General features: G+C 57.1%; 16 protein-coding genes. 2 read left to right on the forward strand and 14 right to left on the reverse strand.

Annotated elements, in window-relative coordinates:
* Position 1 precedes the first annotated feature (1 nt).
* The 11 genes from HGP13_RS35205 to HGP13_RS35255 all read right to left on the reverse strand — a co-directional run bounded on the left by HGP13_RS35205 (position 2) and on the right by HGP13_RS35255 (position 14,087).
* A complete protein-coding gene (locus HGP13_RS35205) occupies positions 2 to 904 on the reverse strand; it encodes a CBASS oligonucleotide cyclase (RefSeq protein ID WP_172234454.1) in 903 nt (300 codons plus the stop codon).
* Positions 904 to 1,407 (reverse strand): HORMA domain containing protein, encoded by a 504-nt coding sequence (locus tag HGP13_RS35210; protein ID WP_172234455.1) that lies wholly within the window; start codon positions 1,405 to 1,407, stop codon positions 904 to 906. The genes HGP13_RS35205 and HGP13_RS35210 overlap by 1 nt, the downstream gene beginning before the upstream one ends.
* Positions 1,404 to 1,883: a hypothetical protein gene (locus tag HGP13_RS35215; RefSeq protein ID WP_172234456.1), complete on the reverse strand. Its 480-nt coding sequence runs from the start codon at positions 1,881 to 1,883 to the stop codon at positions 1,404 to 1,406. The genes HGP13_RS35210 and HGP13_RS35215 overlap by 4 nt, the downstream gene beginning before the upstream one ends.
* A complete protein-coding gene (locus HGP13_RS35220; protein WP_246707235.1) occupies positions 1,880 to 2,800 on the reverse strand; it encodes an AAA family ATPase in 921 nt (306 codons plus the stop codon). Before HGP13_RS35220 ends, HGP13_RS35215 begins: the two co-directional genes overlap by 4 nt.
* A gap of 117 nt (positions 2,801 to 2,917) precedes the next feature.
* Entirely contained in the window at positions 2,918 to 3,481 is a 564-nt protein-coding gene (locus HGP13_RS35225; RefSeq protein WP_172234457.1) for a DNA-binding protein, read from the reverse strand.
* Between the two features lie 22 nt (positions 3,482 to 3,503).
* Positions 3,504 to 4,283, reverse strand: a complete 780-nt coding sequence (locus tag HGP13_RS35230) for an ATP-binding protein (RefSeq protein ID WP_172234458.1) — start codon at positions 4,281 to 4,283, stop codon at positions 3,504 to 3,506.
* A 366-nt stretch (positions 4,284 to 4,649) separates the two neighbouring features.
* Positions 4,650 to 8,126, reverse strand: coding sequence for a DEAD/DEAH box helicase family protein (locus HGP13_RS35235; RefSeq protein ID WP_172234459.1), 3,477 nt, complete (start codon positions 8,124 to 8,126; stop codon positions 4,650 to 4,652).
* Positions 8,127 to 8,583: 457 nt separating this feature from the next.
* Entirely contained in the window at positions 8,584 to 9,786 is a 1,203-nt protein-coding gene (locus tag HGP13_RS35240; protein ID WP_172234460.1) for a DUF2235 domain-containing protein, read from the reverse strand.
* A 161-nt stretch (positions 9,787 to 9,947) separates the two neighbouring features.
* Positions 9,948 to 11,288, reverse strand: a complete 1,341-nt coding sequence (locus HGP13_RS35245; protein ID WP_172234461.1) for an MBL fold metallo-hydrolase — start codon at positions 11,286 to 11,288, stop codon at positions 9,948 to 9,950.
* Entirely contained in the window at positions 11,270 to 13,198 is a 1,929-nt protein-coding gene (locus tag HGP13_RS35250; protein WP_246707236.1) for a serine protease, read from the reverse strand. Before HGP13_RS35250 ends, HGP13_RS35245 begins: the two co-directional genes overlap by 19 nt.
* A 361-nt stretch (positions 13,199 to 13,559) precedes the next feature.
* A complete protein-coding gene (locus tag HGP13_RS35255) occupies positions 13,560 to 14,087 on the reverse strand; it encodes a hypothetical protein (protein WP_172234462.1) in 528 nt (175 codons plus the stop codon).
* 372 nt (positions 14,088 to 14,459) lie between these two features.
* Here HGP13_RS35255 and HGP13_RS35260 point away from each other — a divergent pair, with 372 nt between their 5' ends.
* Positions 14,460 to 14,909 (forward strand): MucR family transcriptional regulator, encoded by a 450-nt coding sequence (locus HGP13_RS35260; protein WP_172234463.1) that lies wholly within the window; start codon positions 14,460 to 14,462, stop codon positions 14,907 to 14,909.
* A gap of 304 nt (positions 14,910 to 15,213) precedes the next feature.
* On the opposite strand, the gene HGP13_RS38405 is transcribed toward HGP13_RS35260, so the two are convergent.
* Entirely contained in the window at positions 15,214 to 15,375 is a 162-nt protein-coding gene (locus HGP13_RS38405; protein WP_246707237.1) for a hypothetical protein, read from the reverse strand.
* 344 nt (positions 15,376 to 15,719) lie between these two features.
* Here HGP13_RS38405 and HGP13_RS35270 point away from each other — a divergent pair, with 344 nt between their 5' ends.
* Positions 15,720 to 16,025: a hypothetical protein gene (locus tag HGP13_RS35270; protein WP_172234464.1), complete on the forward strand. Its 306-nt coding sequence runs from the start codon at positions 15,720 to 15,722 to the stop codon at positions 16,023 to 16,025.
* A gap of 277 nt (positions 16,026 to 16,302) precedes the next feature.
* Here HGP13_RS35270 and HGP13_RS35275 read toward each other — a convergent pair whose 3' ends face one another.
* On the reverse strand, positions 16,303 to 20,298 hold the full coding sequence (locus HGP13_RS35275; protein ID WP_172234465.1) for a hypothetical protein: 3,996 nt from the start codon (positions 20,296 to 20,298) through the stop codon (positions 16,303 to 16,305).
* A gap of 277 nt (positions 20,299 to 20,575) precedes the next feature.
* Positions 20,576 to 22,228 (reverse strand): DUF6119 family protein, encoded by a 1,653-nt coding sequence (locus HGP13_RS35280; RefSeq protein ID WP_172234466.1) that lies wholly within the window; start codon positions 22,226 to 22,228, stop codon positions 20,576 to 20,578.
* Positions 22,229 to 24,046: the final 1,818 nt, after the last annotated feature.

Consider the following 24,046-nt stretch of genomic DNA (forward strand, 5'->3'; position numbering starts at 1 on the left):
TTTAGGTGAGGGGAAACTTCGGGCCGAACAGCGCGCGCCAAGCTTTCAGCGCCTCCCCGTTACGGCCCTGACGGGCGAGGTTGATGGCAGCGGTGGCGTCGCGGCTGGCCTGCATCAGCAGGTCGCCCGCCCGCCGCTTGCGCGCCTGATCCATCCCGTTGCTGATCGCTGGACCGAGGCCGGCGGGATCGGGCCAAGTATCGAAGATGCGGTCTGCCAACGTCGAGAAAAGGCTCTGCAGCTCGCGGTCGAACTGCCCCTGCCAGCCGCCGTACAGGCATTCGAGCGCCATGACCTCGATCAGGAACGACGGCTTGATCGGCTTGTCGGAGCCGTGGCGCGGATTGTTGTTCCAGTATTTGACCATGCGCACGAGGCCCTTCCACTCGTAGGAAAAAGCTTGGTGCGCTGCGGTGGCCCTCTCCGCGTGGATTTTGGGATTGGTCTTGATCCACTGCCCAGTGTCGGTATCGGGGATTTCATAGTCATCGCCCTTGGGGAAGGCGGGCACGACATCGACGCTCAAGATGCGGTAGTCGGTATTGTCCTCGGCATCGACATGGACGCCGAAATCGACGTTGACGGACCGGCTCTGCTTGCGGACCGCCTCCTCGCCGTACTTCTCGACCAGGGCGTCATAGAAAGCGTTGATCACTGCCGACGGCGCCTTGCTGCGATAGTGGCGCTCGGAATCTTTCAGGACAAAAAAGATATCGATGTCCTTTAGCGGCTTGGTCTTGGTGTAACGGGCGTAGGAGCCGGTCAAGAAGCTGTTGGCGATGGAGAACTTGGTGTCGAGATAATTGCGTACCTCCTGCTGCCGGGCCGATGCATTTTTCTGCTCCTTGTCGTTCAGCTCCAGCCTGCTCTTGAACTTGCGGAAGGCCTCATCGAGCGTCAGCATCAGTTCTTCCTCCAGTAGGCGGCGCTCGCGCCCAGTCCGTTGTGCTCGATGGTCGAGCCGAGACTGTGCCGCACAAAGCCGGCGGTTGAGCGGTAGGATGCCGGGCTCCAGCCGGTGACATCGGGCCGGCCGGGCTTGGTGTGAAGCAGGAGACGGTAGCGCGCCTCGCTCGGCAGCAGGCCAGCTTTTTTCACCGCGTAGCGAATCTGATCGGTGTCGGTCCAGAAGCCGCCATCGTCGCCGTAGCTCGTGGTGTAGACAACATCTATGTCCCAGCGGCCGACCAGTTCGTTCGTGCGGGGATTGTAAATCTCGAGCACAACCAACTCTAGGTCGCCGGAGGCGAGCCAGCTCTGCACGCCACGCATGTTGGTCTGCCAGTCCTCGACGAGCGCGGACGGGTCGAGACCGCTCAACCAGATAATGTTCTTCAAGCTGTTGAGGATGTTGTCGGCCACGTAGACGACCGAGTGGGCATAGGTGTTGATGCTAACAATGGTCATGAGCCGAGGAACCCCTTAGTGTTGAGGACAAGGCCGGTCGCGCCCGCTGTGGCTGCGCTGTTCTCTTTGCCTACGGTCGTTTCGGCGCTGTCGCGCGCTGTGATGCGGCTGCTGTGCTTCTGGAGCGCGCCGCTGACCCAGTCGAGCTCCTCGGCCGGGCACGGGAGGGAGACAGCCCAGTCTCCGTTCAGCGGGTCAAAGCCGAGCTTCTCTTCGTTGGCGTCGCCGCCGTCGATAGCGTCGTCGTAATAGAGGCAGTAGATGCGCGTGCGCGGACCGTCGCAGGTGACGATGATCGCGGCATCCTGCGGTGTCTGGTCGGTGATGAGGCTGGACGCTACGCCCGCCACCGCCATCAGCTCGGTGTGGTCGGAACCGGTCCGGCCCTGAGTTAGCAATGCGGCGATTGCCCTCCAGGTGTCGTACGCGTCGCGGTGAGGGATGCTGCGGAAGGTGCGCTTGGCGACGGTGCTCATGAGCGGGCTTCCAGGGCGGTCCGGGATTTCCGGGCGGCGTGGGCGGCGGCGAGCAGATCTTCGATCGTTACCAGCGCTGGGTTCAAAGCGGTCTTCGCGTTCGTCGCCAGCGCGTTCGCTACCATCTTGCGGATAGCGCGCCCATCGAGCCCGACGCATACTTCTGCACAAGGCGGGAACCCGGGCGACGATGCTAGCTTGGCAATCGCGGCGTAGGTCTGGCCAAGCCCAATCAGGCAGTCGGCGAGGATGCGAGCGCACGCGTCTTTGTCAGGGAGCGGCACCGGCATGATCATGTCGCAGCGCGAGAGGAAGGCGCCATCAACCGCCTTCGGAAAGTTGCTGGTTGCAACGAACAGCAGGTTGGGGTGCTCTTCGGCGAGAACGTCGAGCTGGACGAGTACTGCATCGGTGGCGCGGTGAACATCGACGGGGTTGGCTTCAAGGCTTAGCTTGGAGCGATCGGCCGCCAGCGTCTCCACCTCGTCGAGCAGCACGATCGTCGGCCCGCCAGCGGCTGCTTCGGCAATTGACTGCGAGAAGAGGTCGGTGACGGCACGCTGCGTCTTGCCGTGTGCGGCACTCGCCAGGGAGTGCGGCTCGACTTCCAGGAGGCGGAAGCGCCCACCGTTGAACGACTCGGCCACCCGATGCGCGAGACCCCGGGCGAGCGAGGTCTTGCCCGTACCAGGCGGGCCGACCAGCAGAATCACACCGTGCAGCGGGATGACGCTGCGCGGGACCTTCGGCCGGACGGTGAAGTTCAGCACCGCTTGCGACAGCAAGCGCGCCTTCTCCTTCTCGTCCATGATGATCGAGTCCCAGAGTGCCCCAAGGGCCGCATCCGGCAGGCGCCTGATCTTCTGGATGCCCTTGGGCCTCTCTTCGACATCCATCAGTGACTGATGCTTCATCATTTGTCTCGTCCTTCTAGCAGTCGCACCGCCGCTTTCAGCTTGCATTAGTTGGGAGCATTATTCTGGTTCAATGAATCCACTTAACGGCATTCAAAAAAAATAGCTTTCGCTCGGTCTCTACCCTATCCGGCAATACACGAACTCCACCCCGCCGGTATCCGCGTTGCTTTCCCGCCTGAGCAGGAAACCTTGCTCCCACAGCTGCTTGAACTTCATACTCGCATTGGCAATCGACAGGCCCTTGTGTACAGCGAACTCGGTTGCCCTTGATGAGGGTCGACCCATCGCAAACTGAAATGCCTCGCGTGCCCCTTCACTCGGTTTGATGCCAATCAGCCTCGCTGAATTTCCCTCCCACACCAGAAGCGGCTGTTCCTTCTTTGCCGCCGCCGCATCGACATTCTCGATCAGGTCAACATCGTCGATGTTGATCAGGCAGAAAGCCTTCGTCCGCCTAAACCGGCGCGCTAGTTCGACGATCGTTTCCGAGGCGAAAGACATATCCATCCGCTCAATGCCGGTCATCGAGATCTGGAAGATCACGACCCCGGGGTTTAGTTCGACGAACGCAAGCAGCCGCGGGAAAACTTCTCTTCCTTCATTCCTGCCCCACCCCTCGGGCCGGTTCATAAACTCTCGTAAAGGAAGCACCCGCTTCACCACCTCGTTCATCGGATTCATTTAATCAGATTCGGGCTCGAGGTCAAACATCAAGTTTGAAGGCAAATCCGATGTGCGTTCCCCACAGCAACGGAAGCCCCTCATAGCAGTAGGCGTTGTTTGGTTCATATGCGCCCCTGGCTGGCACAAGAAGTACCCGCTGCGTCGGAAGCCTCACATCAAGTGTCGCATTAAACTTGATCGCCTTTGCAGCACAACCCTTCAGCCCCAGCCCCCGATCAGATCCATGGCGAGAGAGGCCCTGCCGGAACACCTCGACTACAAGCTCAGTATCGGAGAGGCGCTCCAGGTTGGGCAACTGCGTCTTCAGCGATGGCCTTAGCGTGTCCATGATTCCAAGGCCGCTGTCCGATACCGCAACGGAGAGTCTATTCCCACCTGAATAGACCTGTAGCGCGGCATAGCCGTCGAGCGGTGTCCTGCTATGAGAGAAAATGTTGTCGATCAGTTCGGCGAAGATCATCCAAGCGGCGCCGCTGAGCTCGTCGATATCTTCTCGTCCGGCACATGCTTGTTTGACGGCCTGCGTAAGGCGACTCGGCAGATTCGTGTCGCGGGCATCCTTATTGATGCGCGCGATCTCGACAAGCATGCTATTCGAGCCACGTCGCAGCCGGGCAACGGAATGCATCGGCCGAGCGGGGTCGACTTCGACGTCTTCATGAAGGTGGTCGAAGAACCCCATCCGATTCAGATATCCCATCGTGCCGGCTTCGCCCTCATCGAAGCTCAAGCGAACACGGCGACTGGTCGAGGCGAGCTGATTGGCGAGCGAAAGTAGGCGGATGCCGACATCAACCATGATCTTGCATCCGGCAGGAAAATTGAATGCGACAGTATAGGTGCTCGACGCGTGCGGGCCACACGATGCCGTCAACGCTGCCTCGAATTTCGAGGCGTCGATCCACGTCGAGGGAAAATTGACGATACAGTGCACCCCGCGCCCTCTCAGCGACTCAGCGTTCCAACGTAGAATTTATAATGCAGTTGTGGCTGAAAGCGGCAGCGGAAGAAGAACAAATACGGGAGGCGAGGAATCTCGCGGTCCCGAGGGCGCAAAAGCGATAGCGGTCGCCCGGCCCTGGACCATGGCCTGAACTGGCCTGAAGCCCCCATTCGCATGCGCAACGAACGATAACACCACTAATCACTGGAACTTACTTTGTCTCTAAGGGGAACAGTAGATACGCATGCCGATGTTGGCGCGATTGGCTGACGTTTGGAGTGACGCAAGGTAGTAAATCATCTGTCGCGACCGAGGACTTGGAGCAGGTTTCTTGAGCTCTTCGACAAGCGCCTGACGCTGGAGGATGCTGCCCGCCATGATCCAGATTTCTTTTTTGTAGCGCACCGACCGCGCTGCATCTCGGGCGCGCTCCCATAGCTTTGGGACGGGATCAGTCCCCTTGACGATGCGTGAAACGATCTGTCCGTCCTTAATCGTGACCGGCGTCTGCCAATCCGCCGTGCGGTCAGGCAACGATTCGATACGCGTCAGAAAAGCGATGCTTGCCTGAGCTTGCCTTCCCACCGCCTGGAAGGAGTTCAGGCTCATGATGGTATCATCAACCTTAGCGTGGATGAGTACGAAGCGAGGGTCCACGTCATCGACAGAAATGAAATCGCAGGTCTCGGTGCCGCCGTCGTCGCAAACGACGAAAGAAAACTTGTCCAGAAGGTCAGCCATCGTGGGATCAAGGGCACGGATGGCGTTGCAATGTTTTGTGTTGGCGGCGCCGCGAGACGCCAGACCGGCTTGCGCGTAGAACCCTCCAAAAATGCTTCCAGAGACCCACTCCTTGATGGTTGACTTGCCGTTGCCCTTTTCGGACGTGACGGTCGCGAGCCACGGAGATCCTGTCAGGAATTCCAACGGTCCGCCCGGTGGATTCTTTGCGATCTCGTCGATTGACATTCTGGGGTGATAAAAGTGCTTTTGTGCGTAAATGAGCGTGGGATCCGTCGGGATCACCCGGAACGCCTGATCCCGGGTCAGCATACCTGATAGTAGCTGTGGCTTCTCCTTGCGAGTGACATCGTGACCCACAAGGTAAGCATCGAGTTCGGCGCATTCTACGATGTATCGGCCGCGGCGCCGTAGAGTGCCGGTTATCTCGTACTTGAGCTTGCCGTCGAAAAGCTGGTCGTCCACTCGTATCGTGAAGGAGCCGTCTGGCTCGACATCGAGACACCGGTCCGCCGAGATCAGACCTGCGACGTGATCGGTGTTCCAATGTGGAGGCGCGTGTTCTCCACCATCACCGATCATCTCGGCAAAATCGAAGAGTACATTCAGAGGAACTGCCTTTCCTGCAGCAGGGGCCGGGACCGCTTGCGCGAACCGCTGGAAAGCCCTGCTCGGCGTGTCTTTCGAGTCCAATTGGGCCGCGACGGAACTCACCCAAATCGCATACTGGACGATTGGCACGTACTTGCCGCTGCCATCCGATACGGAAGAACGCTGTAGCGACAAATAGCGTAAGGCCGTAGTCGCGGCGCCCTTCCGCCGGATGGAAGCGCGAACAGACGTAGTTGCCTGCATGCCTTGTGCGAGGTCATAGAACCCTTCACTGAAGTCCCGCATTCTTACCGTGGCAGCTCGAACGCCCATGTCCGATATATCGAGACTGAGGGCCGATGCGACCGTCACCCGAGACGTTTCGCCGGGGCCGGCAGTTGGCACAAGGAGCTGCATCTTTTCCGGGGATTCTGGTTCGAGGCCGAGCTTCTCGGGGTCGATGACGAGCCCTTCGGTATCCAAAAGGAAGATGCGGTTGCCGACTTCAACGAGCGCCATTACGCCAAGATTCCATGTTGGCATGGCACGGCGGATGAGCAGCGGGGAGTTGCCCCACAACACATAGACGATAAGGCGCAGCCCTAAGGGGTCCTTGTCGCCGCTGGGTCGGAGAACGGTGGCGTCGTGACGATCCTCAAGGCCCATCGCCAGTCGCGAGGCCTCGGCGATCTCGTCCAACGATCTTCCGCCTGTGTTCCGCATTACGTAGGCGCGACAGGGCAGTTGAATATCAGAAAAGCCAACCTGGTCATCGTCCAGGTCGAACCGGTCGCGGAAGTCGCCGGAAATGTACTGGACCGCCGGCGATGCGGCTCGCAGCGTTTCGAAGAACTGCGTCTCGCGACGAAGGGCGTCACTGGGATTGGCGTTGAAACGCTGCTCATAGGACATGTAGCGATCGAAACGCTCCGCCAGATCGACACCCAGCCCCTCCCTCCCGACGACGAGCGCGGTCTCCGACCGTTTGCGGTCGGCATATCGAAGCACACGGCCGACCTGCTGCACCACGGCACGGCTGGTCGTGAAGGGCTCGCTGACGGCCACGCCGCCGAACCGGCTGTCGTCCACGCCTTCAAGCAGTTTCCATTGATGCAGCCAGAATCTAACGTCGTCAGTTTCGCGAGCAGCAAGCGCGTCCGTTACGTTTTGGAATCGTAGGGCGGTAGCGTTCCGCTTCTCCTTATGATGGATGAGAACGCTGCTCTGACCGAGCGCGCCAAGCTCCTGTCTCAGCGTGACCAGACTTTCGTGTGTGTCTCCTCGGACGATAATTCGGGCTCGCTCCGGATGATCCGGGTTCGTTTCCCTTCCGACCTGGTCGGCGAACCGGATGAGTCGTTGTGGGAAGCTCTCCCCAGCAGGCGCAGAGGGGTCATCTGCCAAAACTTTGACATCGCGAATGAGACGTCTCTTCCTTGCTTCGTCGTAGGACAGATTGAACGCGAAACGCCCATCGATATCGAAATAGCGAAAGTCGTTGCGATAAGGGGTCGCGCTGAAAAGTACAGTTGGAAGGCCAAGGTTTCTGATGCACTGAGACCAGATGAACGCTGGCTCGTAATGGCTCTCGTCAACAATCACGAGGTCGAAGCTCTTCAAGAGTTCAACGAGTTTCTTGCGATCCGGCTCTTTAAGGTCCGCGCTCTCGTCAGGATCGGGGGGGATCTCGTCCGCACCCAAAGGGCGGCGGCCGCTCAGGCGATGCGCAGGACGATCAGGTCGAAGTATCTGCTCGAGGGCGGCGAACGTGCCTACCATTACGATCCGATCGTTTGCAAGGGTCGTCAAGGTGGCGGCATCACTCGGTAGCAATCGCCAAACTGGGCCCTTTATTGTCCGCGATCCTACATCGGGATCATCTGCTGCCCGCGTGCGGACCTCGGTACCCGAATAAATCAGACCAAAACGACTCCAGAGGCGTGTGTGAAGGTCGACCAACATCTGATCGACAAGTGCTCGACGCGGTGTGATGACCAGCGTTCGCTTAATGTCGTCGACGGCGCATGCCAGCGTTGCGATTACGCCAGTCTTGCCCGTACCGGTCGGCATTTTGACCAATGCAGCGCCCGCGCCATTCTTTGCCGTGAGACGAGCGGCGAGGTAGGCGAGAGAAAGACCCACGGCACGACGCTGTGGGGCCCAAAGGCCGCGATCGGGGAGATATTGCTTCTGAGTAGGGGCCGCAGTCCAAAAGCCGTGTGCGTTGAGCTGTCGCGATAGCTTCTCGAACAGTTTATGTCCGGCCTTTGAGATCGCGTCCTTTTCGAGGGAAACTCGACCGCCTTGCCGGCTGATCGACGAATTATCCTTCTCGCCATCCGGCGAAAGCAAGTCCTCCAGATCCAAATCTAACCCCCTAAGTGACGCTGCCCAATGATTTTGCGGAAGACTATCACTGTGCTGAACTAGTTGAAAGAATTAATGTCTTAATATCTTTTGACTCGGTTTTTTCTTGACAATTGAGAACAGGACTTCAATTCAGGGAGCTGCCTCTTCCGCCCGTCCCTGGCTGCACGCCACTTTGATAGCAGTGTATTTGCATACTCGTGGGCGCGCGGCACAATCCGAAGGGACGGGCTCATCTCTGCGGGCGGCTCAACCCGCAGCAAGCTCACGTTCACAGAAAAGCGGCACGAATACATCCGCCAGCTGTCGGCGACCTACGAAGAATTTCCTCTCGCATAAGCCGGCCGGACTCTTAGGTGTGAGACCTGAAGCGACACATCGCGATCTGCACTTCTGTAGAAGCAGTCGGCAGTTTGGCAACGCGGGCTCTCAAGACGCCGCCGCTGGTTTCGTTGCATTAGCCCTTCTTGAAACATCCTTCGGTATCGTCTCGAACCACCGACCGTGCTGGACCTGCGCTTGAGAAAGCGATGTTGACGGGTTGGTAGTCACCCGCAACCGCCCGCCGTTTCTCGACCGAAGGATGGACCTGCAGGCTGTCAGGCAATCGTCTTGGCTCTCCTAAAGGAAGATACCAGCCCAAAAGTGAGCATCGTCTCCATTCTCGCCATTTCACGCATTTCGGAAGGAGCTCTAGGATCCACCACCCCCAAGTGAGCGAATTGTGCAGCTTGGCGCCAGGATTGGGCGGGACATAGAAGTGTCTGCCATCCGGCAAGGGATTGCCGTTCACAAGGTGTCCGTACAACGAAGTGTCGGTTTGGAGCCCTTCAGCGATTGCCTCATCCGCAAGCCAAGCTAACGGAAATTTTGAAAGCCCGCTTTCTGACTCTTCGTAACCGCCACCGATGTCGGAATGCACGCCCGCGAATGCCATCTCCACGACGTCCTGCGCAATATTAGAAGGTGGATCGGCAAACGGTACAGGCTCATACATCTGTCCTGCCTCCCACCGGTTCAGACGAAAAAGGCGCCGCCGCTCATCGATGGCCACAGCGTGACGGAAGCAGCGAACACTTGGGTTTTTGCGCGTGAATGGCAAAGTACGCAGGCTTGGAACATAGAACCGGTCGGGACGCGGCACGATCATCGATGCCACAGTGTCCCAAACGCCGAGAAAATGAACCGTGGCATGGCGCCCACCCATCAAGCGTCCAAAATCCCACGCAAGGTGAAGATTGTTGTCTCGACTTGCCCGCTTATAGGCAGTCAGCGCATACGTTACTACGTTCAGCTGTTCTGGCCGAAGCAAACCAACCATATGAATTAAGCCGGCCAAGGCCCGTACCGTATAGGAACCGCGGCTGAACCCGAAGAAAAACAGCCTGTCGCCGTCTTCATAGCGCTCACATACAAAGCGGTAGGCATCTATTATGTTTTGATCCAGGCCGTATCCGGTCGCAAGGCCGAAAACCCCCTTTGCGTTCTGAAAGAGCCGGCTCCATTCGCCGCTCAGTCCAATCGTACCCACACCCGGATTGTAGTAGACGACCTGCTGCGCGTTCTTCTTGGAAATCCGAAATAGCTTCATCACATTAGAGAGATCGCCCTCAACCTCGTTCCCCGTACCGTCGCAGAGAACCACAATGTTTTTGCTCATCAGCCTCTATCCGGGCACCGAGTTGAATCTCTGAATGAAGCAGGGCCGAGCTCCCTGGGGCTTTATGTCGGCTTGATCCTCTTGGGCAAGCCACTCCGCCGCGATTGATCACGTACAGTCGATAAGATGTGGTGGCGTCACACGTCGCGCTGACATCCCCGCTATTGGAAGGTTACATCGATGTAGCCAGCCGCTGTCCTGATCCGCTCGAAATCAGTTCGTAGCGGCTGAGCTTGGTTCAGCCATTTACTCTCGTAAGCCGCAAAGTCGCCCGGGTCCTTAGGCTTGAAACCTTTTAGGTCGGCCTCGTAAACCCTTGTGTCGCTAATACGCCGGGCGATTTCGGTCATTAACAGTGCGCGTGGAATGGTCGCGTATTTTCCTCGCTCGGTTGACACGACAGCCGTAGCTGTTGGTTTTTTACCCGTTCCGGGCACGGGTAGGATTGAATTCAGTATGTCGACCGCCTCTGTCTTTTTATCACTGCTGCCCATATCCCAAGGCGTGGCGTTCTCACTGCCGTGATGCCCAATCTTGAGGAAATCAACAGGCTTACGGAGCAGTTCCTTGCGTTTGTTCCACATTACGTTCCATGAGCCGTTCATTTTGCCCAGTTTGAAATCGCTGCTCCATTCGGCGTCGCCAACGAAGAGCAGGCGTTTTTTATTCCATTCGATCAAAAGCACGACGCTCGAATTGTTCTTTAGCTTGCCATCCAGCTCGGCAAACGCCAGTCCGTTGGACTGCATCCGTGCACGAAGTGCGCGAAATGATGCCGGACTAATATTGCTCGGGAGAGGAGCATCCGTCGACGTCAACGCCACTTCATTGCCTTCATCCGTGTCAAATGCAGCTGGGCCAAGCGCGCCTCGCAATGCACGCTGAACGGTTGCACCAAGGTAGAAGCCGTCGAAATCAGACTCCGGTCCGAGCACATTTATCGTTGCCCGATGTAGTTTGATCCCATGCGTCTTGTTTGTCTCGCCGGCACTCACATAGGTAGGATCGCGGCCATTGAGCAAAGTACTGCGCAATGTTTGCATCGCCCCCCTATTGTCAATTTGGAAAACCGAAAGCAGCTCAGCGACACGAGGGCTCAGATCCTTGCCAAGGACGGCTAGGCTTTGCACTGCCTTCTCGGCAACGGCCCTCAGTTTGCGCGTTTTCCCGGCTTGAGGATGCTTCGGGTTCATCACGCAATTCATCCAAACCGCGCCGACCGCAATATCCTTAAACAGCTTAGGATCGAAGCCCGCTATATGGTCCTTATGCTCGTGCGTGACCACGATAAGATCGAGGCGCTTTTTGGCATTTGCTAAGGTTGGGAGCTCGCTTTTGAGTTGCTCGATTGCCTTAGTAAGCAGCTTTCCATCGCTCCACGTGCCGCAGTCGATCAACATGTGAAATGCATCGTCTTTTGCGTCCGTCTCGCCGGGGATACGCACGTAAATGCAATCGCCCAGTCCAACGTCGTATAGGCGGATCAGGAGCTGGTTTGCCATCTGATCGCTCCGAGGTTTGGATCATCGTCATGAATGTGAAAATGGGGCGAAAGCTCGAAGCGGATCGAACCCTCGATGTCGCGAGCAATCAGCGGTGGCGATAAGCTGCCGACAAGGCCTTCTGGTCCACCCAACTCTTCGCCTACCATTCCCTCTTCAATTCGCCGGGCAAGCGCATGGAGATACATTTCCTTGCGCCTAACCCCGGCGTCGGTCTCGGCCAGAGCGGCCTCGTCGGTTCCAAAAAGCTTTTTGCGCCTCGCCCGCTTTTCCAGGGCCACAATAGCGGGGGCAGAAGCTTCACTGCCTGGCTTGCGGGTCCAGAAGAGCAAGCTACCGTTCACGTCGAAAACCATCGTGCCACCACACAACAAGCTGGTCGTCTTGCCGCTGAAGGTGCCGAAGCGATCCCCTTCAAGGATCAGCTCCTCCCGCCACAGATACTGGAGGATGATCTGCTTGGGCTGGAATAGACCCATGCCGACCATTTTGCGCGCCGTGAAAACTTCGTCCACGATGATATCAACGTGGTCCGGGATGAATAGCTTGTCACGGTTGTCATCAAGATACCGATACGCCTCGGCGCGTGAACTGCCGATGAGTTCCGGATCATGCGTGATCGTTCCGGGCATACGATCGTACAAAGATGCGCGCGCCAGGATATCTGCGGCTTCCTGTTTGCTTAGTATCTCTCGCTTTACAAAAATGTCGGCGATCATCGGGCAGTAGTCGTGCGGATCGGTAGGATCGGCGATCGCGAGATTGCGCAAGACAGCGTGCGCGTAGTCATTGAAGGTGACCTCAACAGGTGGCAACAGGTCGAGCGCTTGGATGGCAATCACCTGCATGCGAGCGGAGGCAAACTGAAGGGATTGCGCTGGCGTATGGGTATCTCCAGTCGCCCGTTCGCGCCTCAGATACTGCTCTGTCAGCGCAACAAAGATATCGAACATCGCACCCGTCATCACTTCCGACAGCGCATGCGGCTCAATCTTATCCTTGAATTGGCCCATTTTGCTAGGATTGGCGGCACTGCGCAGGTAGGGCTGCCCGGACACGGCCTTGCCAAATTGAGCCGCGACGGCAGCGATCAATTGCTGGCCGGTCTTGGTCTTCAAGTCACCCTTCGTTCTGACGGCAAGCTGCCGACGAAAGGAGCTGTTTCGCAGAGTCATCAAAATTGCGGTTAGGTCACCCAGAAACTCATGGAAGGCGCCGGTCTGCGGTGACACGGCTTCCAGATAATAGGGCCTGATCCCATCCAGCACAGCATGACCAAACTCGTGATTGACGATGTCACTCGACAGAGAGGTGTGGATCCGCTGGCCGCCCTCGTCATCGAAATAATAGAACTGCAACGACTTACTCTCACGGTCATAATAGGCGTTCGCGCCGTACCCGGCATTAGGTGTGACCAACAACCGGTTGCCTTCGAAGGCCCAGGAAATGCGGCGGCCAAGACCACTCGGGCTCTCGAAGAAATCAAGCGTGCTCTGCACGATTGCCCACGTGCTCACTTGTCGAAAATGAGCCGTGTCTTTCAGCGACTTGTCTACCCTCCGCCCCTCTGGATCGATGAAGGCCTTGTTGTCGCGGCTCCACTTGGCCGGGGTTTCCAATTTGTTGGCGGTGCTGTCGTAGTCGACGATTGCAAATCTAGCACTTGTTGGACCATCGCCAATTCGCGGCTCCCAAGGCACATAGAAATCGCTGTCGATTTCCAAGCCAGGGTTCTCCTTCGCGATGAGGGGATCTTTGTAATAGGTATCGATGGGAATCTTAAGCCCGAGCTTCCTTTGGGTCACACCGTCCAAAAATCGACGCGACGCGTAAACATCCCGCATCTCCGCAGCGGCAAGCGTTGCCTTAGGCGCTTCCTTCTTTTGGACAGATCCGCTCTTTTTGGCCAATCTACACCCCCTCCGGCCACCGTAGTGAGCCGCCGCAAACCCGTATCAAGCCAAGCGTTAAGTGGTATCAGCGATTTCTTGGCGACAGTGAGCAGCTAGAGAAAGCTTCCGATTCCACCGACGCAACAAAGACCAGAGCTGCTACACGCCCCGCGCGACGACCTCCCATCCCCAAGCAGCGACTAATACTTCACCATCTTCAGGTAATAATCAAGATGGTATTAGTTCGCGGGGAGAATACTCCCCTTTTTTTATTGTCGGTGACGAATTTCTCAACCAATGGATTGTTCGCCGGCTCAACAGGTCCGGCGAAGCTCGCAATCAGATGAAGGCTCCTAGCTTTCCGGAGTCCCTCAATGGTTCAGTAGCCAAGCACTGACTGCAATTCCTTTGCCGCCGCGCTGAGTTGGCCCGGCGGCGAGTTCATCAGCCCAGGCACAACGATATTCCTCAACATCGCGGTCTCTTGCTTGTTGATCAGAAACGCGTTCCGGTCGAGCGCGAATGTGATCAACATGCGTTCCAGATACCTAACATCATGATGCTTGGAGCGGCTTGGTCTCGAGAACGCCTTCGTGCCAGCGGTCGTACGAGCGTAGAGGTAAAGGTACGGCCGTCCCCGTTTTCTGCCTTCGAGCACGCTGTTGAATTTGCCGACCTTGTCCTCCGTCAGGCACTCTTCCCGGAAGCTCTGCCGCTCAGCCTTGCCCACATACCAAGGAACCGGGACCGGGCCCGAACCGAGCGCAAATACATAGCATCCGCAGGCGTGTGAAAGCCCAGGAACATCGACCTCCGCCCAGAAAACGGCGCGCTCCCGTTCTTCCAAAAACAGATAATTGTCGTCCGAACGTGTGAGTTCGAATGGACCGTATGGATAGTATCGCATGCATCCCCCAAACTGCCGCAACAACGAGCGTATTCGCTCAAGGTAACTCGGCGGCACCAGCAACCATGCAGTCGCTCATATTTTGGCTACTTTGCCCAAGACCGAATAAGCTACGATGCGGAATCTTGCCGCCGTCATGCTGAAGTACGCCTGTGGCCTTGGTTCAATGTCAACAATTTAGTGATCACGCATTTACCAGATACAGAATCAAGCCGACTGATTGGCCAATATACCACCAGCAAGCAATGTCGCGCTGGAGAGGAACGACCATTAAAAACTTGGGCGAAATTGTGCTCCGGATCGTCTGGCTTTTTCTATTGAAACGATTAAAACGATGTCTGATTGCACGCAAGCATGTGATGGAGCCTAGAGTTGGCCGACGAACCCCATAGCCACGCTGGAGCACTTATCGAACTTACCGCCGATATCGTTTCAGCTTATGTCAGCAAAAATGCTGTGCCTGTTTCGTCTCTGGCGGAGCTCATCGAAAGCGTGAATTCCTCGCTGGCGCGTATTGGTCAACCTGTCGAAGCTGAAAAGCCCGCACAGGTTCCCGCAGTTAACCCCAAGCGATCGGTGACGCCGGACTACATTATTTGCCTCGAGGATGGCAAAAAGTTCAAATCGCTTAAGCGTCACCTGATGACGCACTTCGGTATGACGCCGGACGAGTACCGCCAAAAATGGGGGCTTTCACACGACTATCCGATGGTTGCTCCCACCTATTCGGCGAGCCGCTCTAACCTTGCAAAGTCGTCGGGTCTCGGCCGCAAGAGCGCGAAATCAAAGAAGGGGCCAACCAAGCGCGGAAAGACCCGGTAGTGTCTGGCTCTTCGGGGGCGAGCGGGATGGCAATTGAGGGTTGATGGTCGTTCCAGCCGGCGCCGGTTGCGCCCACGAAACTTACTCGGTCGTAGTTCGATTTCTTGGCTCGAAGGTACCCAAAATCAAACAGGCGCGACCATCGCGAACTGGTAGGGTCCGAGGTTCGCACAACAGCGAAACGGGCCCTTGGAACGGCGCAGAAATCAAAACGCTCGAGCCCTGAAAAGGCACGGAATCTGCCCCCTCGAGGCGATTAATCCGTTCCTGCACGCGCTGACGGATCGGCATGATCTAGTCCGGCTTATCCACGACCTTTATGCGCTTCACCGGCTCGGTGACGAAAAGTGTCTAGGGGCATTAACGAGAGAATGGCTTCCACGGCGCGTGGAATATCGCAGCCAGGCATGTCTATGAGCCGCCCGTAGGTGGTGTCTTTGGCGACCTTGACTGCTGGATGATTCACGTCGCAGACGAGAGGGTCGTCCCCGTGCCCATAGACATGAGGACCATCAGCATTTCGGCCGACAAGGCCCGATCAACCCCCTTCAGCACCAGTTTTCTCCCAACAGGCTGATAGTTCGTCAGACGGTAGCAACAGCATTTCCGAGCCTTGCTGGTCGATCCGTACCCTACGTGTTCGTGAGTGAAACACTCTTCCGCCAAGCGCGCGAGATAGGTCGTAGACTCCTTCGAGCATCGTTCAAAGATTCGGACAGTCAGTTCCAAAGGCGCGTCTACCGACTGGTAGCGGTCGCAGTTAGCCTGTTTTGACTCCCATCAAGGTAGCACCATGACATCGAACCCTACTTGGACCCTCAATCGTTTTCCTGCAGGAATGCAGGCCCTGAGGACTTCACGTTAGAAGAACGCGATGTGCCGCGCCCCAAACCCGGCGAATTGCTGGTGAAGACGCTCTGGCTGTCGGTCGATCCCTATACGCGGGCAAGGCTTAGCCCGGCCAAAAACTATGCTGCGGGACTAAAAATCGGAGACCTCATGCAAGGCGGGGGTGTCGGTGAAGTCATCGCCTCGCAATCGCCGCTATTCAAACCCGGCGACGTTATCCAAGCAGATGACTTCGGGTGGCATCCAGGAGCTCACCATCCAACGTGACTAGCCTCGTCAACATTTCCGCCGCCGCCTCTTCGGTCAATGACTCACCATAGCATTGCTGCCATATCTGCGTGGACTCAGCTATAAGTCCTGACGTCAGCGCCGGCCTCTTCATAAGATCATCTTGATCGTGAGTCGTAGTGCGAGGGAAGGACTTATAACTTCGCCTCACGGAGTAATTTGGGCACCTTCAGCGAAAGTAGGCCTTTTCGTTCGCCTTGTAGTTTGAGCCACGCCACGACCGCTTCCAGCATCCAAGGTCTGCTTGCGACAAGACCTAACCGTCTACCATCGCTTTCAAATGTTCACGAACGTCCGCTCGTATGTTCGTCGAGGCGGCCGGCGCAACCACAAGCAGCAAGCGCGCTGCAGCCGCCAATGAACGGTCGGAATTGGATAGAATTTCTTCTATCGGCGGGACATTTACGATCGGTGCCTCCAGCCGGAAACGAGCCTCTCGAATCAAATATCGCCACGTGTCAAAGAGCCATTCGGTGACAGGATCGGCGACCCCGTCTCGCAACTTTGAACTGCGCACGTGAAGGAGCATCCAAATTCCAACCCAACAGACCACAGTTGGGTTGGTTACCAAGTCCTGTCGCAGAGCACTGACCGCCGCTGCCACACCCTCGCGGTCTGTTTTGAATTTTTTTGCGCTACCCGCCATGAACTCTAAAAGCGTATGTAGCGCGACGATCTCTGGGGCGCCTAGCCCATCTTCGATGATCGTGTCCAAAGCCTCGAACTCGCCTGCAAGTGCCGCAGCGATTGAAAAGCTTAAGAGAAAGTCTTCTCCTGCCCTGAGCACATCCTCATTTGCCTTGTGATCGATTGTCGCCAAAGGGACTATGCCTCGCTCGGGATCTTGCAAGTGCTGTCCCAGATCGCCTCCTCTGCCAGATGCCAGCATCGCGGCCATGGTCGCATGCTGGCGGAGCCGTCTCACAAAGTCATTGGCATCGTGACGCAGGATAGCCTTCCGGCCGCCAGCTATCACGCGCGAAATTTCCGTGGACAGAATTGGTCCTCTAATCAAGAATTGGCGGAACTTGAGATAAAAGCCGGTCGGCTCTGCCAACGCCTCGTCGGCATCAGCGAGCATATAATATGCGAGATCAATGTCGGCCAAAGGATGAGATCGGATTGCCTCAGAGGGGTCAGGATTGCTGGCACAACCAGGCGAGTATCGGATATCCTGAATGTCGTTAGCTATGCTTCCCGTGATTTCATTGAAGAGCCACAAGACCGCATGCCTCAAGACGCGGTGACAATAGGCTTCAGCAAGCGTTCCCCCAGGATTGATCGTCGGCAGGAGCACCAGCGCATCCCGCAGCTTCAGAATGGCGACGTCAGGATGTCCAGCAAAATACGCGGCATGCGCTGTGTCGGCAAGCAAGCCAATAGCCATCGCTTGAACAGATGGCACCTTCAGCTTCGATGCTTCAACCTGTGCACGTTCGAACCAGGTTTGAGCCGCTGACCAGTCGCCCAACTCGGCGGCACTGATGCCAGCCTCTCGGGCGATGTACGCGCGCTCGATCGCATCTTGACCACCGACTAGCGCGGCTGTAGCCAACAGCGGCAGTGCCGCAGAGTGATCGCGTCGCCGCCAGTAGATCTTGGCTCGCGCGCGCACCAAAGCAATATCGAATCCATAGCGCCGTTCTGCATCAGAAAGACAGGCTAGCGCGCGTTCAGCGTCGTCGCCATTTTCATCAAGGCAGATCGACTGAGCGATCGCGCATCGTGTCGCGAGCATCGGATTTTGCCACCGCATTGCAGTCTCTGCACAGGCGGCATAATTCGCGGCCGCGGCTTGCCAATCGAACCCTTCGGCTCGCGACTCCTTGAGCCAGGCATGTGTGACCAAAATCGACAGATCACCGCGGCCAGGCTGAAAGGAAGAGAACGCGCGCTGCCGAAGCTCTGGAGACTCGCGGTCAAGCCTCTCAAGCAATGCGCGAAATCCAGCCACAGTCCTGATATTGCGCATCTGACATGCGAAGAGCACGCCGGTAACATGGGGGTTGCCGCCACTCTGAGATTGAAACCTCCGGCTAGCTTTAGCTAAGCGGCTTTCCCTATCAAGCAGACTATCGAAGCTTATAAGGAGCTCAATCCAGTCCGGAAATAGCTCGCCGGCTCGTCCATGGAGCAACAGCTTCGAGAGAATCGAGCCCTCGAGCAGGACCCTACCCTTGACGTTGCGGCGCTCACGCTCAAGTGCTTCCCAGCACGGCTGCGCGCGTGCGACCGATCCGTAGGGAAGCAAGGATAACAGCTGAGCAAATCGCATCATTACGGACGCGAAAACATTTTGCGGAAAGATGAGCGTCCTGGTCTCGAACAGACCGAGTTCTCCGAGAAACGGCGCGACAAGGTCCAGCGTATCGGCGCTGCAGCGTATCAAGCTGTCAGCGAAGCCCACAACCAGGCCCGCATCCTCGCTTTTCAGCGCATGTCGCATTGCGGTGCCGACATCAAGCACTGAAAGGTCTTCCGCACTCATCAAGGCATCCGCGATACATGAGTGAATAGCCCGGCGCTCGCCAGCGGAAAACACTTCCTGGCCTGCGCCTTCGAGCAAAGGTGATACTCGAAGTCGGTCTCCGTTCATTGATTCAATCCAGGGGCCGACGAGCCGATCCAGTGACAGACCGACTAGCGGAACCGGCGGAGCGACTTCTCCAAGAGTCATGGCTAGTGCCCGATCGAAAGTGCCTCCGATCATGCTGGTACGGAAAAGGAGCGATTGCGCCTCGGCCGGGACTGCGGCGACAAGCCGCTGCCGCATCGCACGTCGCTCAGCTCCGAGTTCTGTCTGGAGGTTTCCGCCAAGCAAAGCCGCGGCCGCCGCGCGAGACCAACCCATGGTCGACAGATGCAGAATCATTGCCATGGTGAGCTGCGGATGACCATGCGACGCTGCGCGATGCACGGCGCCGGCATATTTCGAATCGCCGCCAGTCAACAGGACTAGTTCACATACTTCCTCTTCTTCAAAGTAAGGAACCTCAACGACGGGCATGACATCGGGAGACAGCAGGTGCAATGTCGCCGGAGCAGGCGGTCGATAGGTGGTTATGATCGCGGTTGCATCTCGGCGGCGAAGGCCAGACAACAAACGACGAACGAGGTCGCGCACGTTCGGATGGTCGATTTCATTCAAGTCATCCAGAATGACATGCACTGGGGATGACACTGCCAACTCGCCAAGCACAAGCGACAGACGCGCTGCGGTGTCGGCGGGGCTAAGATCGCGAAAATCCACGACTGCCCAATCGCCAGTGGTTGCCGCAAGCCTGGCAACGAATGTCTTTCCGAGTCCTGTCGCCGCACTCGCGACTGCAAGTCCCGCCTGCCGACGGACGGCGTCGATCTTCGCCACCAACGCCTCGCGAGGAGCAACAATCTTTGGCAGAGCTAATTCGTTAGATGGGATTAACAGCGATGGACGCGAGAAGCCGATCGCACTCCCAGACTCGCGACGCAGAAGGGCTATCTGGTCTACGGGCACAGATACCATGGAAACGTCGTCGACCAGGGTGAGGAGGTCGGCACGGCGCAATTCGCGTGACTCTTTGGACGCCGCGGTCAGCAGAAGGCGCTCTACCATCGCTGGCAACACGTTCCTCGCTACTTGGCTGGAAAGCCGCCTCGTCGATGCCACAAACTCGATCAGACCCAATTCTAGGTCGTCTCGGAGGTTTGTGAGGCTCGGGGCGCCGCATTGCCAGTGCATTCGGCCGAGTAGTTCCCGTCGGAGCGCGTCATCATTCCGTGCCGCAATGTAGGCCTTCGTGGCAGGTTTCAAATCAAGCGCCTCGAGTACCTTGCGTAGCGGTGTGACGTCTGCGCCGGCGGCAGCATGGCGCCAATAACTTAGCGCGGATCCGTTCGCCACGCGCCGGTCTTTGCGGCGCTCGAGAGTAATCTCTGCCGTTGTGAGATAATGGAAGGACACGATGCGCGATGAATTGCGTGCGACCAGCTCCACGTAGCTGTCAATGGCCGAACGCACCGCTTCGGTTTGCAAGCTTATCTTGCCGCTCGCAGCCGTATCTTTGACTTGGGTCCCCGCCAACGCCTCGCCGGTTACAATGGAATAGTCTTCCGCTACCTCGAGGTGGAGCAATTCCCCGTCGGCTAACCCAAGCCAAGCAAGGCCTGAGGCGTATAATTGGTAGCCATATCCACGCAGCGCAGCGAACGCTTGGCGAGCTGGATCGCCATGCGGCGCGCCAAGGCGCGGTCCGGACTCGAAAACGCTCATGTTCGTTGCCTAAATTCAACCACGCGCGCAACGAGCCGACCGTTTCGTGGGCTACCCAGAAAAGTCGCCGGCACCTGCGAGCATGTCGCAGTGATACGCGATTCGATGCCAGAAGCGCCAACCAGAGTCTTACGTCGTCCCGATAACCGGTTGCTCAAACAACCAAACACGGGTGAAACCCAGGTATGCGATCCAAGGCGCGCGGTCTATAGATGTTCAGCCCTCTACGCGTAGTGAAGCAATTCTCAGAGCTTTCGCAATCGAAAGCGGCATCCTTCTATGCTTCCTTTTTGCGACTTTTTCTCTTCTTCTTTTTTCCCTCGCTGGCCTTCTCTTTCAGGATCCATGCGAATGCATATTTGAAGCCGAGTGCGTCCAGCTCTTTGGCGTGGTACCTAAAGGTAACCAGGCTGAAAAACGGAAGCACAGGCTTGCCCTTCATCGGCTTTTCGCGAAGGACACCATAGACGACGGTGAATTTGGACGGGTCGACGAAATCACCACTGCCGGGCATATCACCTCCAAGATGTCCGCCGGAGATTTCCAACGCCTTCGCTCGTACACGGTCCCGAAAGTCGGGATCGGTCTTGAAAGTGAGTGCCGACACATGGCCTTGGCTAAAGAGGTGACTTAGTTTTGAGGACGCTGCCTGGTCCTTCACGTGAATGAAGACGCGCGGCGATATCAAGAAGTCGCACACCTCTATCGGGGTGCGAGCGTCGGTTGGAGTTACGAGCTTGGTGTCAAGGCACACCCATTCCGACGATTTTTCCCGCTCCAGTCGTTCGTTGTATTCGCTTTCGTTTTCGGCTCCTGCTGGCGGCGGCAGAACGAACGCATCCACCTTGTTGAAAAAGGCAAGGACTTGCGCTGCTAGATTCCTATCGATCTCGTACCAACGACCTCCCGAAAGTACATACTTTCGGCCCTCATGCTCGGTCTCAAACACGAAGCAGTCTCGCAAGGGGAAATCATCTCCCGACCTCCTGCCGTCCTCGTCCGTCTGGGCGACATGGTGCTTTGACAACTGGTCGGCGGTTAGGCTGGTAATTCCCTTAGCCGACAGCTCCTGGAGGTAGTTGCGAATATCCAGATCATCGAAGATTTGAGTGCTTCGAAAGCCACCGTATTGCACCCAATTCGAGCTCTCGGCATTGTATATAACTGGCCAAGCCAGATGGAGACTTTCCGACCGATCGTCGGCGATCGCGGCGTTCACGGCGGCTGTCAATAGGCCGTCGAGCCTTCCGATCACTGCGGTGTCGCGCTCGTGACGGATGTCGTCAATCCATTTGAAATTGTCCTTGTAGTCATCTTTCCCATAGACACTCAGTGCATCACTGCAAACCGTCGGAATATCCGACAGATCGGCGCGCTTCCATATGACCAACGCGTCGCTTCCGGACACTCGAGACGCAAAGGATGCATCCCTCGGAGTTCCCTCAAGGCCTCTAACGAGGTCTCGCTCATGATTGATTTCGAACACCTCTTGAGGTGAATGGCGGCTAGCTTGTGTTCGCGTGGTCGTTGTATTTTCATCGGGCGTGCGGATATCCGCGCTTCGCAATTTCTTTGCGTCCACAGCATTGATGACCACCCGCAACCCGAAATCATGTTCGAAGCTCGTCGAGCTGATTTTTTGAAAGCCGCCTCCAAATGCGATGGCAAACCATCGTTCGGCTGACTTGAGAAAGAGGAGACCATATGCTCCCGAATTCTTGAGCTTGGCCTTTTCATCGGCACCCAAGTTCAGAAACGAGGCCCATGTTGGGGTCTCGCCGCCGCTTGAGCCAAGGGCTATCCTCGAGTCCTTGAACTGGGCGAACGGAACGAGCGCTACACCAGGTCGCACAGCATCGTTTGGCTCAATGCCATTTCTTAGCAGGCGGATAATTAGTTTTCGGATGGATTTCTGTGGTTTCTTCGCCATCTGGCCTTTCCGAGTTCACCCCACCGGGGGCAGTCCTTCTTGAGAACGTCGACGCCAGAAGGCACTATCTGTCCATCGTAGTTCACGTCGATACTGGGCAAACCGAGCGGTTCGAAATTTCTCAAACTCCGAGTTAACGAGGTGTGAATATTCGGCTGCGACAGCGCCACTTACTGCACCAGTTGAGTGAATTGCTTGGGCAGCCGCCACGCCGGTCGTTAGCGCTGTAGCTATTCCCTGTCCTGAACACGGATCAAAGCAACGAGCTGCATCGCCAACCGAAAGCCAACCTGGTCCTACGATTTGTGTGAGCCGTCCACATGAGGCTCCAACAACGTGGACGGGAGAGAGATCGTGAGCCGCCGCTGCCAACCCTGAAATAAGTTTGGTTTCACGCAACGCGTTCTCCCAGTCGCGCTGGCGACGAGCCGTGACCAAGTCTGTGTCCGTGAAGAAGGCTAGAACAAGTCGGCCGGCGGGCAAGCCGGCCGCATACCACCAACCGTACTCGCAAGCCTCAATGTCGACGGACTGTATTTATGATACGCTGTTGCGTAGGTGGATTAACCCCAGGACCGGACAATTCTGCGATTGAGATAGCGCGGTGGGGTCTATCCTGTCGCGACCTTTCGCCAACCCCACCGACGGCCATACACGGCGGAGGCAGTGGCGGCCTTCTATTCAGACCCCACCATTTTTACCAACAAGTCTCTTTCCTAGGGAACCAAAGCTCGCCGCAATGTGCGCCTTCTGCCGACGTTTACGGGCAGTCAGCGCAGTGATCTGTTCACAAATCTCGGCTACAGACTTCCCCCCAGTCTCTATGACTGTGCCGCTTCCCGGGCTAGTCCGCCCCACCAACCGGTTCTGATCGGTATAATCCCGCAGGCTTCCAGACCCCGTGACTATCCTGCCGGCCGTTCGAGCCGCTCGCACACTCTCCGGTGCGTTGAGATAGTACCGATTTCCAACGCCACGAAACCGACTGTCCTCGAAACCTCGCCCCTCCACCACTATGCCCTCCACAAAGGGACGAGCGACTCGAGTTTGCTCCCATAGCCAATCCATCACAGCGCGCCACCGCTTGCCGTCCGCAGCGATTGCTGCCGCCCTTGACCTAAGAGGCTCATCAATCTCAGGCTCTGGCATCTGGGGCTCATTCAACCCCAGCAGCATAGCAACCAGGTCATTGGGCGTCGCGCTGAGCACCGCTTCGCCATATGCCTTGGCGAGCGCACAGAAAGTCGCTCCTGTCCGGATAGCTAGATGCCCATCCGCAGCCGTGAGACTACTGACGACAGACGACTTTCCTGAACCTGATAGTCCTTCAATCAGCGTTATGTCTGCAGGTGATGCTCCGACCAACCGCTCCATGCCAGCGCGCAATTGGGCCGTAGTCCTGCGCGCGGAAGTCAAGTCGACAGTCTCGTCATACAGGTAGCTCCCCTTGCCGATCGCAGCCGCAACTGCGCTGCGACTCAGTTGCCTCTGCTGAGGCTCGCGAACGTAAATGGTTCGCGCAAACTTCGCATCCGAAGAGGAGATGTGGATGTAGCCGGTCCAATTGCCCGATCGCATGACGTTAGCATCGGGCCACCATGCAGATACGTGATGATCACCTGTTAGCCGGGATATGATGTGATCGACTATTCGCGGTGCATTGCGGACGATCACTTCGGAGGGCAGGAGGTGCAGATGGGCGTGCTCAGTCCCGCAAAACTGTACGTTTGAAGACGACCCATTCTCCATGAGAAGGAACGGCCTTGACCGTCCTACCAAAGCGGATGCCCACGCGCGTATCGCCGGCGTCGCTTCGCG

It is taken from the genome of Mesorhizobium sp. NZP2077 (assembly GCF_013170805.1).
Classification (GTDB): Bacteria; Pseudomonadota; Alphaproteobacteria; order Rhizobiales; family Rhizobiaceae; genus Mesorhizobium.